The sequence below is a fragment of the Streptomyces sp. NPDC005784 genome (genome assembly GCF_042871525.1).
In the GTDB taxonomy this organism is placed as follows: Bacteria; Actinomycetota; Actinomycetes; order Streptomycetales; family Streptomycetaceae; genus Streptomyces.
In genome coordinates this window covers 197454-209638 of record NZ_JBIAIQ010000009.1, presented here as the reverse complement: position 1 = coordinate 209638, position 12185 = coordinate 197454, and the positions used below count along the sequence as shown (strand labels likewise).

Genomic DNA, 12185 nt, shown 5'->3' with positions numbered 1-12185 from the left:
CGATGTCTTCGGCAGAGGCTTCGAGGACGCCTCCGGGCGACGCGACGGCGAACGAAGGCGAGCGAACGGACACAGGCCTGACGGCGCCGAACAGGGGCGGCAGGACGGCAGCCGCCGACGGGACAACGGACGAGGGCGGGACGACGGCGAAGCACGGCGGGACGACGGACGAGGACCGGACGACGGCGAACGGCGACAGGACGACGAACCGGAGCCGGACGGTGGACGGGGACCGGACGATGGACGGGGACCGGACGGTGGACGGGGACCGGACGGTGGACGGGGACCGGACGGTGGACGGGGACCGGACGATGGACGGGGACCGGACGATGGACGGGGACCGGACGATGGGTGGAGGTGGGGGCGAGCCGGACTTGGAGCGGGTCGCCCGGCGGGACGACGCCGTGCGCGCCGCTGTGGAACACGGCCTCCTCACCCCGGGCCACCCCATCGTCGCGCTCCTCGACGTCCCCGGCATCCGGGCCTCGGCCGCCGCGCTGCGCGCAGCCTTCGACGCGGTGACCCCTCCCGGCACTCCCGTGCTGCACGCCTTCGCGGTGAAGGCGACGCCCCTCGTGCCCGTCCTGCGACTGCTGCGCGAGCAGGGCATCGGCGCGGAGGTGGCGAGCCCGGGAGAGCTCGCGCTCGCCCGGGCGGCCGGAATCCCGCCCGCGCGGACCGTGCTCGACTCGCCGGCCAAGACACTCGCCGAGCTGCGCGAGGCGCTGGCACTGGGCGTCGCGATCAACGCGGACAGCCCGCAGGAACTGGACCGCATCGACGCCATGGTGCGCTCGGCGGCCACCGACTCCCCCATCGGGCTCCGGGTGAACCCGCAGGTCGGCGGGGGTTCGATCGAGGCTCTGTCCACGGCGACGGCGACCTCCAAGTTCGGGGTCGCGCTGCGGGACGACGGGGCCCGCGCGTGGATCGTGCGGGCGTACGCCGACCGCCCATGGCTGACCCGGCTGCACGCGCACTCGGGCTCGCAGGGCATGCCGCTCTCCCTGATGGCGCAGGGCGTGGCGGAGACGTACGCGCTGGCGGAGGAGATCAACCGGCACGTCGGACGGCGGCAGGTCGACACGATCGACATCGGCGGCGGGCTGCCGGTCAACTTCGGCTCCGACACGACGACACCCACGTACGCGCAGTACGCGCGGCTGCTCGCCGAGGTGGCGCCGGGACTGTTCGACGGACGCTACGGGCTGGTCACCGAGTTCGGGCGGTCACTGCTCGCCAAGCACGGGACCGTACTGGCGCGGGTCGAGTACGCGAAGTCCGCCGGGGGCCGGGCGGTCGCGATCACCCACGCCGGGGTGCAGGTGGCGACCCGCACGGTCTACGCGCCGGGGGCCTGGCCGCTGCGGATCGCCGCGTACGACGCGAAGGGCCGGCCCAAGACGGGGCCGGACGTCGTCCAGGACGTCGCGGGCCCCGCCTGCTTCGCGGGCGACCTGCTCGCGGAGGGCCGCGCGCTTCCGCTGCTCGAACAGGGCGACCACGTGGCCGCACTGGACACCGGCGCGTACTACTTCGCCCACCACTACGCGTACAACTCCCTCGCCCGCCCCGGCATCTACGGCTTCGCGCCGACCGGCGACGACGACGCGGGAGGCGCCGGAGGCGCGGGCGGCATGCGCTTCGCGGTCGTACGGGGGCCGCAGACCCTCGACGAGATCGTCGCGGAGTCGGGCGGCGCGCACGGGCCGTCGCTCACCGCGCTGTAGCCACCGCCCGCGCTCCGGGAACGGCGATACGAACGACGCGGGACGGTGGCGCACGGGGACGGGCGGCGCGAAAGACGGGGACGGGCGGCACGCGCCGACGGGCGCCGGAGCGCACCTCGACCGACGGGATCCACGGGACGGCCGGGCCCACGCACAGGCAGGTTCCGACCCCGGGGCGCACTCGTTTTCGTGCGCGCCCGACCACACTCGCGAGCGCCCCTGCCACACCCCCCAGGACAGCACAAACCGGCCACGGGCGGGTTCAGCACGCCTGAGAATGTGGTCAGTTGACCCACCTTAGTCATCGTGGGCATGTTCCACAGGAAAATGCCCGATCACTCCCTTCCCGTGCACACAGTGCGTAACTTCGGCGTCACTCGGCCGAACCCTTGGCGGGAGGGGAGACACGGTGCCCGGAATCGACGAGTGCCTGCTGGAAGCCATGACACTGCCCGGTGCGCGGGGTGCCTCGGTGGTCGACTGGACCAGCGGCCTGGCCCTGGGGACGGTGGGCGACGCGCCGGGCGACGACCACGAGACGACCGCTGCGGAGGCCGCCGAGCTGGCCCGGCTCGCCGCGGAGAACCGCTCGTTCGCCCCCAAGGACGGCTCCGACTGGTCCGAGTGGTCCGATCAGGAGACCCCGATCGAAGACTTGATCATCAGCAACCGCGACAGCTATCACGTCCTGCGTTTCGTCCGGACCACCTTCGACAGCAGCGTGTTCCTGCACCTGTGGCTGGGCCGCTCGGACGGCAATCTCGCCCTGGCGCGCATCCGGCTCGGCGAGATGGCCGGACGGCTGGTGCTCGTATGACCACGGTCAGGACCCCTCCTCCGCCCCGGCTCCCGGTGCGGGACAGGGCACCGGGCGCCGCGGCCGGCGCCTCGCCGATGCTCAGTCGGCTCGCCGAGGAGCGGGCCACCGGCGTCCTCATCCGCGAGCGCGGCACCCTCTATCTCGCCGACGGAGAGGTGGTGCACGCCGAGAGCCCGGCCACACCAGGGCTCGACGTGCTGTTCTCCGTCCGCGGCGTACTGGACGCCGAGGTGTGGCGGGAGGCGGTCGCCGCGGCCGGGGCGCGCCGCCGGGTCGGCCGGTTCCTGATCGACAGCGGGTGGATCGCGGAGGGCGCGCTGGAGCTGTGCCACCTCGGCTCCCTGTACGACGCGGCGTACTTCGTACTCGGGCCGAGCAGCACCCCGAGCCGCTTCCGGTACGGCGCCGCGCACTGGTTCGGCCCGCTGCGCCCCGTCCCCGTGGCCGCGCTGGAGCGCGAGACGGTGCGTCGGCGCGAACTCCTGCACCGCATATGGCCCGACCCGGCGACCGACACCGCGCCGCTCCGGCGCGCCCTGCTCGCCGCCGGGCCGACGGTGCCGTTGCGCCAGGAGGCCGTCCTCGGCCAGGTGGACGGCGTCCGCACGGCGGCGGACGTGTCCCTCGTGCTGGGTCGGCCCGCCTTCCACACGCTCGTCGACCTGCGCCGACTCGCCGCCGCCGGACTCGTGACGGCCGCTCCGCCACCGCAGCCGCTCCCCCCGCCCAGCGTGCTCACCCAGACCTCCACCGATCCCGACGTCGCGTTGCTGCGACGACTCAGAGACGCGCTGGAGGCCTTGTGAGTCCCAACCCGCGGGAGGCCTTGTGATCCGCGCGCTACGACAGCGTGCCGAGAGGAGACTGCTGATGGCGGCGGAACCCGAAGTCCTCGACGAACTCCATCGGTTGAGGGCCCGCGTGCCCCAGCTGACCGGAGCGCTCGCGGCCAGCGCCGACGGTCTCGTCCTTGCCCACGACACGCCCGGCGTGGAGCCGGACGGCCTGGCCGCGCTCACCGCGGCCGCACTGGGGGTCGCCATACGGATGGCCGAGTCCACCGGGCACGGCGATCTGCGCGAGCTACTGGTCCGCGGTGTGCACGGCTATGTGGCGACCTACGCGGCAGGCGGCTCCGCCGTCCTGACGCTGCTGGCCCAGGACCGGGTCAATGTCGGCCGGCTGCACCTCGAGGGGCGGCGTTCCGGCACCCGGATCGGGGAGCTCGTCGACGCCGCCACAGCACGCGGCGAGCTGGCCGCCGACCCGCCCAAGACGTCCGCGAAGCCCTCGTCGGGCGCATCGCGCACTCGCACGGCACGCGGCACGACCGCCGCGCGCCCCACTTCTACCCCTGCCACCAACCACCCGAGAACATCAGAGAGTTGAAGGAGCACAGCACCATGACGAACACCGAGACCGCGCTCAAAGAGGCACTGGCGGCCATCGAGGGCGCCACGGGAGCCGCCCTCGTCGACTACACCAGCGGAATGGCGCTGGGCACGATCGGTGGCAGCAAGAGCTTCGACCTCACCGTCGCGGCCGCAGGCAACACGGACGTCGTCCGCGCCAAGCTCCGCACCATGGAGCACCTGGGGCTGAAGGGCGACATCGAGGACATCCTGATCACGCTCTCCGACCAGTACCACCTGATCCGGCTGATCAAGGGGCGCGGCGGGAACGGTCTCTTCCTGTACCTGGTGCTCGACCAGAAGCGCGCGAACCTGGCGATGGCCCGGCACCAACTGAAGAGGATCGAGGCCGACCTGGAGGTCTAGCTCCGGCCCCGTTCAGCGACGTCGCGCCCCGCCGGGCGCGGCGTCGCCCGCCGCCACTCCGGTGGCCCGGACGGCCCGGACCGGCTTGCCCACAGGGGCACCGGCGCGCGGGCCGAGCCAGTCGACCCGCACCCAGATCAGCGCCTGCTCGGCCCGCTCCAGGCGCCCGAGCCGGCCGGCCTTCAGCCACAGTCCGACGCCCGCGCCGGCGAGCAGCATGCCGCCCGCTGCGGGCACGGCGAGCGAGCTGCCCAGCGCGGCCGCGAAGGCGAGGAGCAGCCACCAGCCGTGGCCCTGACGCCAGTTGCGCACCGTCACGGCACGGTCCTGGAGCACATCGTGCTTACCGGCACGGACGGCGGAGCGGACCAGGGCGGCGTACCGCTTCCCGCGCCAGTACGGCACCACGGCCGCCGCGACGAGAAACAGCGCGGCCCCCGCCATGACACCGATCCTGCGCCCCGTCAGTCCGGGGAGCACCACCCCGGTTCCGGCAGCCACCACCCCGCTCCACCACAGCGGTGCGGCTCCCGCCCGCACCACGACGGCCACCCGGGCCAACCCCTGTCCTCCGCGCGTCACCATCTGCCTCCCGTCTCAGCGCCTTCACGCCCACGGGTACGTCGCCGACCGCCGCCGCGCCCGTGTGTCTCTGGGCGCGCAGGCTAGCCACGGAAGGTGAGACGAGTCTGAGAAACGCCCGGATTCGCACGCCCTAGTTCATGCTCCGGCGCCTACTCGACGAACAGTCCCCGCACCGCGGCCCGCGCGTCGAACTGCTCCAACCGCGCCTGCGCGTCCGGCAGGTCGTCGCACATGGCCTCCAACAGAACGCGGCCCAGCAGCATCGGCGCGCACGCCGTGTCGAAGGCGAGGCCGGTGCCGACGGCGGCGGGGAGCAGCAGGTCGGACACCTTCGCCACCGGGGCGAACGCGGAGTCCGCGACCGTGACGACGGTCAGCCCGGCCTCCTTCGCGTAGCCGAGGGCGTCGACGACCTCGCGCGGGTGCCGGGGCAGCGCGAAGCACAGCAGGGAAGTGGCCCCGGCCCGGACGGCCGCGTCGATGCGGTCCTGGAGCATCGTGCCGCCCTCGTGCAGCAGCCGTACGTCGGGGTGCACCTTGGCGGCGAAGTAGGCGAAGCCGTAGGCCTGGGAGGCGGCGGCGCGCAGCCCGAGGACGGGCAGCGGACGGGACGCGGCCAGCAGCCGCCCCGCCCTCGCGACCGGGCGCGGATCGGCGAGCACGGCGGCAAGGTGGCGCAGGTTCTCGATCTCGGCCTCGACGGCCTGCTGGTACTCGTTGTACGAGGCGGTGTCGGTGGCCGGTTCGGCGGGCGCGACCTCGCGCAGGTGCTTGCGCAGGGCGGGGTAGCCGTCGAAGCCGAGGGCGACCGCGAAGCGGGTGACGGAGGGCTGGCTGACTCCGGCGAGTTCGGCGAGTTCGACGCTGGACAGAAACGGCACGTCGGCCGCGCGCCGCACCATGCTGTGGGCGATGCGCCGCTGGGTCGGTGTGAGCCGGCGCCCCTCGAAGAGGGTCTGGAGCCGCCCGGCGGGGCTGTCGCTCACACCCGTGTCGCTCACACCCGTGTCGCTCTCCACGCCGCCGTCCCCCATCGCCTTGCCGTCCCCCATCTCCCTGCCGTCCCCGTTCCTGTCGCCGCCTCCGGCCGTGCCGCTGCCCGTGCTCATGACGTGCTCCCCCTCCAGATGTCAGTGAACCGGTCGAGCAGTGCGGCGGCCGCCGTCACGTCGTCCGTGAGCGGCCGGTCGGCCTGCTCCGCGTCGAGCACCGCCTCGGCCAGTTCCAGTGCCCGCCCGGCCGGCAGGTCCGGTTCGGGCCGCAGATCGCGCTGGCGCAGCGCCCGTACCGCGGCGACCAGTTCGCAGCCGACGACGAGACGGTACGCATCGCACGCCCGCAGCGTCTGACGTGCGGCGAGCGAGGCGAAGCTCGCCTGTTCCTCGACGCCCCGGGAGAGTACAGCGTGGCCGAGCGAGGCGGGCGCGGAGAAGGCCCGCAGGTCACCGAGTGCGGCACCGGCGGCGTACTCCAGGATCATCACGCCGGAGGACGCCGGTTCCTGGTCGGCGAGGAAGGGGCGCAGCCGGGTGTAGGCCGGTTCGTTGAGGGTGGACAGGCGGGAGGTGGACAGGCGTGCCACCTGGGTGACGGCGAGCCTGAAGTGGTCCAGCGCGAGGGCGAGTTGGGCCTGGTAGAAGCCGCCGTGGTGGTAGGCGGCCATGTCCTCGGCGGAGATGAGGGGGTTCTCCGCGGCGGCGTTGATCTCCACCGCGAGGACCGCCTCCAGCGCGTCCGCCGCGTCGTGCGCGGGGCCGTGGATCTGCGGGAGACAGCGGAAGCCGTACGGGTCCTGGATCCGCCCGAGCGGTGGCGTGGGCCGGTCCGCGGCGCCGATCAACTCCCGCATCCGGCGGGCCACTTCGATCGATCCCCGGTGCGGCCGGGCGGCGTGCACGGGCGCCGCGTACGCCTCGTGGGACCCGTCGACCGCCAGCAGCGACAGGGCCGCGACGACCTGCGTGGCGCCGATCAGCCCGCGCAGTTCGTGCAGCGCGAGCGCGGCCTGCCCGAGGGTGAGCGCGTTGCTGCTGATGAGCGCGAGGGCGTCGTTGTTGTCGAGGGCCAGCGGCTCGGGAACCACGCCCCCACCGGACCACGCACCTGACCCCCCACCGGACCAAGCAACCGACCCGCTACCGCCCGGCACCACGGATCCACCCGCACCCGGCCGGGACCGCTCCCCTGCTCGTGGCCCCCCGGCCCTCGGGACCTCCACGACCGCCCCATCCCCGTCCACATCCGCCGCACCGGAACGCACCAGCGAACCGTCCGACCCCCTCCACGGGTGCTCTCCCGCAAGGGCCAGGCCCACCTGCGCCAGGGCGGCGATGTCCCCGGTCCCGACCGAGCCGAACTCGTTGACGACCGGGTACGCGCCGTTCTCCAGCGCCTCGCACAGCGCCGTCACGACCGTGGGCCGCAGTCCCGCGCCGCCCGCGAGGAGCTGGTTCGCGCGGACGGCGAGCATCGCGCGGACCTGCCGAGCGGGCAGCTCCTCGCCGATGGCGCCGGCGTTGCTGCGCAGCAGGCGCAGGCCGTGGCCGGTGGCGGCCTCGGTGGGCACGTCCTCGGTCCGGTTCGCGCCGACTCCGGTGGAGCGGCCGTAGACGCGGCCGGTGGCGGCGATCTGCCGGGCGGCGCACCAGGACTCCTCGACCCGCTTCATCGCATCCGTGCCGGGGACCGGCCGCGCGGCCCCGTCGGCGAGCCGTACGACGTCGTCGACACCGGTGCGGCGGCCGTCCAGGACCACGAGCGCGACATCCGCCGGAGGCGTCACCGCACACGATGTGGACATGATCCGAGACGACAGCACGCGCACACCTTTCTATTCAGGTACCGAGAACTCTGCATGACGATATGCAGACCGGGCAAGGGGCACCTGCCGGGGGCTCGGCCCAGTCGCAACAGGGGGGCTATCCCCAGTGCCACGCGGACCTCGGCTGCCTACCGTGAAAGACATGACCGGTATGGAAGCCCGCCATGACGACGCGGAACTGAAGAAGGAACTCAACGCCACCCTGCACGCCCGCAGGGAACTCGGCGACGAGTACGAGTCCGCCCTGGTCGACTCGTTCCTGGAGAAGGTCGAGCAGCACCTCGACGGCGCCGTCGACCGCCGGGTGCGGCGCCAGCTCGCCGAACAGCAGATGGTGGTGGCGCGCGGCGCGCGTTCACCCCAGTCGTCCGACTCCTGGGGCGAGCGTTTCGGCTTCGGGATCGTCTCGCTCGTCCTCGCGGTCCCGCTGTCCGCGATCGGCGGCGGAGTCGCGCACCTGCCCGGACTGCTCGTCGCGTGGGCCGGCATCGTGGGCGTGAACGTGGTCCAGGCAGCGCGCCTCTCGCCGAGCTTCTTCGGCCGCCGCAGGACCCGGCCGGAGTCGGACTGGGAGGAGTAGCCGCCGCGCAGCCCCAGCGGTACCGGGGAGACGAAGCCCCACCCGGAACGGGGTACGGGCGCCGAGCGGCCTGTACGGCGTACGAAAGGGCCCGGCACCTGGGACAGGTGCCGGGCCCTTCGACGTGTTGCGCGGGGACCGCCGCACCCCCGATACCGGGGGGCGGGACGACGGCGGTCCCCGCGAGGGACGCGGGCAGCCCTGGTCAGGACCGGGCTTACGCGTCCTAGGCGTCCATGGAGGTCCGGGAGCCGCTCCGGAGGTCCTTGGCGCCGTTTTGGCGTCGGCCGGGGCGGGGAGCCGCTCCCGCCCTGCCGACACCCACTAATGTGCCGGACCCGTGTTAAGCGGGTGCTGCGCGGACGTGACGCGCTCGTACCACTTCCGCGAAGTTCACCTCGGCCGGAGCCTGAAGATCCACACGGATCCGACACTTCGAACAAAAATCCCGCGCCGGCCCCGGACGACCGAACGTTGTGCGCCCGGTGATGCCCCTGGCCGTCACCCGTGCGCCCCGGGCCACCGCCCGGCACGCACTCCCGACGCCTCCCGTGGCCCCCGGATGCCTCCTGGGGGCCCGCCCCCGCTACGCCCTGATGCCGCCCTTGGCCAGGAAGGACAGCAGGTCCTGCCGGCTGACGACACCGGTGGGCTTGCCCTCGACGAGCACGATCGCGGCGTCGGCGCGACCGAGCACGGACATCAGGTCGGCGACCGGCTCACCGGAACCGACCTGCGGCAGCGGCGAGGACATGTGCTTCTCCAGCGGGTCCTCCAGGGAGGCCCGCTTGGTGAACAGCGCGTCGAGGAGCTCGCGCTCCACGACCGACCCGATGACCTCGGCGGCCATCACGTCCGGGTGACCGGCGCCCGGCTTGACGATCGGCATCTGCGAGACGCCGTACTCGCGCAGCACCTCGATGGCCTCGCCGACGGTCTCCTCCGGGTGCATGTGGACGAGCGAGGGGATCGTGGCCCCCGCCTTGTCGTTCAGCACGTCGGCGACACGGGCGCTCGGGCCGGTGTCCTCCAGGAAGCCGTAGTCGGCCATCCACTCGTCGTTGAAGATCTTGCTGAGGTAGCCGCGCCCGCTGTCCGGGAGCAGCACGACCACGACGTCGTCGGGGCCGAGGCGCTCGGCGACCCGCAGCGCGGCGACCACGGCCATGCCGCAGGAGCCGCCGACGAGCAGCCCCTCCTCCTTGGCCAGCCGGCGCGTCATCTGGAATGAGTCCTTGTCGGACACGGCGACGATCTCGTCCGCGACCGTACGGTCGTACGCGGTCGGCCAGAAGTCCTCACCGACGCCCTCGACGAGGTAGGGCCGGCCCGAGCCGCCGGAGTACACGGATCCCTCGGGGTCGGCGCCGACGACCTGCACCTTCCCGTCGCTGGCGTCCTTCAGGTACCGGCCGGTACCGGAGATCGTGCCGCCGGTCCCCACGCCCGCGACGAAGTGGGTGATCTTCCCCTCCGTCTGCTCCCACAGCTCGGGGCCGGTCGAGTGATAGTGCGAGAGGGGGTTGTTCGGGTTGGAGTACTGGTCGGGCTTCCAGGCCCCCGGGGTCTCCCGCACCAGCCGGTCGGAGACGTTGTAGTACGAGTCCGGGTGCTCCGGGTCGACGGCGGTGGGGCAGACCACGACCTCGGCCCCGTACGCGCGCATCACGTTGATCTTGTCGGTGGAGACCTTGTCGGGGCACACGAAGATGCAGTGGTACCCCTTCTGCTGCGCCACGATGGCGAGCCCCACACCGGTGTTGCCACTGGTCGGCTCGACGATCGTGCCGCCGGGCTTGAGGTCGCCGCTCTCCTCCGCGGCCTCGATCATGCGCATGGCGATGCGGTCCTTCACGGATCCGCCGGGGTTGAAGTACTCAACCTTCGCCAGGACGGTCGCCTGGATGCCCGCGGTCACGTTGTTGAGTCTCACCAGCGGGGTGTTGCCGACGAGACTGATCATCGAGTCGTGGAATTGCACCGTTGTCTCCGGAGCTGCGTTTTCAACAGGAATGGTCCCGCCAGCCTACGGCCCTGAGCAGCCGTTCACGCGCCGTTGAGATTGGCCCACCCGCTGTTCGGGGCAAGCAGTGGTTGTACGGCTACAAGGAGGTGGCGGCGACGGATGTCGAGCTTGTCGAGGGCGAGGGTGGCCCGGCGGATCGCTGCGGGCGCGGCGTACGGCGGGGGCGGGGTCGGACTGGTGGGTGCGGCGGCCGTCGGCCTGGTGCTGGCCGAGGTGCAGCTGGCGAAGCGGCATGTGGGCAACGGGCACGCTCCGTACGCCCCGCGCGCGGACGGTCTCTACGGGTACGACTACGCCGGTGCCTCCGCTGACGAACCCCCGCTGCGTCTGACGATGCTCGGCGACTCGACGGCCGCGGGCCAGGGGGTGCGCCGGGCCCGCCAGACGCCGGGCGCCCTGCTGTCCTCCGGGCTCGCGGCGGTGGCCGAGCGGCCGGTGGAGCTGAGCAATGTGGCGCTGCCCGGCGCCCAGTCGGACGACCTGGACCGCCAGGTCGCGCTCGCCCTCACGGACACCTCGCGGCTGCCCGACATCTGCGTGATCATGATCGGGGCGAACGACGTGACGCACCGGATGCCGCCGACGCGCTCCGTGCGTCACCTGTCCGCGGCGGTACGCCGGCTGCGCACGGCCGGTGCGGAGGTGGTCGTCGGCACCTGTCCCGACCTGGGCACGGTCGAGCAGGTCCAGCAGCCGCTGCGCTGGCTGGCCCGGCGCGCGTCCCGGCAGTTGGCCGCGGCCCAGACGATCGGGACGGTCGAGCAGGGCGGCCGTACGGTGTCGCTGGGCGACCTGCTGGGCCCCGAGTTCGAGGCGAACCCGCGTGAGCTGTTCGGTCCGGACCACTACCACCCCTCGGCGGAGGGGTATGCCACGGCGGCCATGGCGCTCCTGCCGACGGTCTGCGCGGCACTCGGCCTCTGGCCGGCCGAGGAGGAGCGTCCGGACGTCTCGCGGCACGAGGGATTCCTGCCGGTCGCCCGTGCGGCCGCGGAGGCCGCGTCCGAGCCCGGCACCGAGGTCGCCGCCGCCATGCCCACCGGCCCCCGCGGCCCCTGGGCCCTCCTCAAACGCCGCCGCCGCCAACGCCTCCCCGCCACGGACCCCGCCCCGACCCCCTCCAACTGACGCCTCCGGGGGAACGGATCCCCGGGTCCGAGGCCGATCCCGGGTTCCCGGGTCCGGGGGCGGTCCCGGGTTCCCGGTTCCGGGGGCGGTCCCGGGTTCGCGGGGCGCGGACCCGGGCGCGGGTGCGTGGGGGCTGGTCGCGCAGTTCCCCGCGCCCCTGAGGTCTCCCACCCCGGCCGGCATCAGAGGAGCGGGCCCCCCGGGTCGGGGCCCAAATTCAGCCCCTCCGGCGCTTGCGGAGCGAGGCAGGATCCCACCCCTTCCGACGCTCGGGGAGCGGGGCCAGGATCCCGCCCCTCCCGCGCTTGAGGAGCGAGGCCAGGGCAGAGCCCAATTTCAGCCCCTCCGGCTTTCGAGGAGCGAGGCCAGGGCAGAGTCCAAATTCAGCCCCTCCGGCGTTTGAGGAGCGAGGCCAGGGCAGAGCCCAATTTCAGCCCCTCCGGCGTTTGAGGAGCGGGGCCAGGGCAGAGCCCATTTTCAGCCCCTCCGGCGTTTGAGGAGCGGGGTCTGGGGCAGAGCCCCAGGAGGCCCGGCACCAGAGGGGGGCCACCCCTTCACCCCGCCCCCGCGCAACGGACCCCACCGTTCAGGGCGCCCCCGCCAGCAAAAAGCAAGCGCTTAGAAAAGTGCGTCCGGTGTCACACACCAAGACCGGTGACCTCGACGGTACGTGCGGGTAACTTCCCAATCAGCCCTGCACACTTCCCGTACGCCAAT

11 protein-coding genes are annotated in these 12185 nt (G+C 73.0%); 7 read left to right on the top strand and 4 right to left on the bottom strand.

Features of this window, described 5'->3' with window-relative positions:
• Positions 1-329 precede the first annotated feature (329 nt).
• The 5 genes from ACFYR3_RS17880 (at position 330) to ACFYR3_RS17860 (ending at position 4328) form a co-directional block, all read left to right on the top strand.
• Positions 330-1730 (top strand): diaminopimelate decarboxylase, encoded by a 1401-nt coding sequence (locus ACFYR3_RS17880; RefSeq protein WP_389283815.1) that lies wholly within the window; start codon positions 330-332, stop codon positions 1728-1730.
• Positions 1731-2139: 409 nt separating this feature from the next.
• Positions 2140-2547 carry a hypothetical protein gene (locus ACFYR3_RS17875; RefSeq protein WP_261704018.1) on the top strand — a complete coding sequence of 136 codons (408 nt, stop codon included), beginning with the start codon at positions 2140-2142 and terminating at the stop codon, positions 2545-2547.
• Complete coding sequence (locus ACFYR3_RS17870) at positions 2544-3356, top strand: hypothetical protein (RefSeq protein WP_355846071.1); 813 nt, start codon at positions 2544-2546, stop codon at positions 3354-3356. The genes ACFYR3_RS17875 and ACFYR3_RS17870 overlap by 4 nt, the downstream gene beginning before the upstream one ends.
• 64 nt (positions 3357-3420) lie before the next feature.
• The gene (locus ACFYR3_RS17865) at positions 3421-3939 is read left to right on the top strand and encodes a roadblock/LC7 domain-containing protein (RefSeq protein WP_355846068.1); all 519 of its coding nucleotides are present in this window, start codon (positions 3421-3423) and stop codon (positions 3937-3939) included.
• 14 nt (positions 3940-3953) lie between these two features.
• Positions 3954-4328 carry a hypothetical protein gene (locus tag ACFYR3_RS17860; RefSeq protein WP_326787344.1) on the top strand — a complete coding sequence of 125 codons (375 nt, stop codon included), beginning with the start codon at positions 3954-3956 and terminating at the stop codon, positions 4326-4328.
• Between the two features lie 12 nt (positions 4329-4340).
• Here the strand turns inward: ACFYR3_RS17860 and ACFYR3_RS17855 are convergent, their stop codons facing one another.
• The 3 genes from ACFYR3_RS17855 to ACFYR3_RS17845 all read right to left on the bottom strand — a co-directional run bounded on the left by ACFYR3_RS17855 (position 4341) and on the right by ACFYR3_RS17845 (position 7713).
• Entirely contained in the window at positions 4341-4913 is a 573-nt protein-coding gene (locus tag ACFYR3_RS17855; RefSeq protein ID WP_355846064.1) for a hypothetical protein, read from the bottom strand.
• A gap of 149 nt (positions 4914-5062) precedes the next feature.
• A complete protein-coding gene (locus ACFYR3_RS17850) occupies positions 5063-5947 on the bottom strand; it encodes a MurR/RpiR family transcriptional regulator (RefSeq protein WP_355846128.1) in 885 nt (294 codons plus the stop codon).
• 71 nt (positions 5948-6018) lie between these two features.
• Entirely contained in the window at positions 6019-7713 is a 1695-nt protein-coding gene (locus tag ACFYR3_RS17845) for an aromatic amino acid ammonia-lyase (protein WP_389283753.1), read from the bottom strand.
• 163 nt (positions 7714-7876) lie between these two features.
• Here ACFYR3_RS17845 and ACFYR3_RS17840 point away from each other — a divergent pair, with 163 nt between their 5' ends.
• Positions 7877-8314: a hypothetical protein gene (locus ACFYR3_RS17840; protein ID WP_389283751.1), complete on the top strand. Its 438-nt coding sequence runs from the start codon at positions 7877-7879 to the stop codon at positions 8312-8314.
• A 586-nt stretch (positions 8315-8900) separates the two neighbouring features.
• Here the strand turns inward: ACFYR3_RS17840 and ACFYR3_RS17835 are convergent.
• On the bottom strand, positions 8901-10295 hold the full coding sequence (locus ACFYR3_RS17835; RefSeq protein ID WP_355846058.1) for a cystathionine beta-synthase: 1395 nt from the start codon (positions 10293-10295) through the stop codon (positions 8901-8903).
• A gap of 144 nt (positions 10296-10439) precedes the next feature.
• Between ACFYR3_RS17835 and ACFYR3_RS17830 the strand changes: the two genes are divergently transcribed.
• Positions 10440-11468 carry an SGNH/GDSL hydrolase family protein gene (locus ACFYR3_RS17830; RefSeq protein ID WP_389283749.1) on the top strand — a complete coding sequence of 343 codons (1029 nt, stop codon included), beginning with the start codon at positions 10440-10442 and terminating at the stop codon, positions 11466-11468.
• Positions 11469-12185 lie beyond the last annotated feature (717 nt).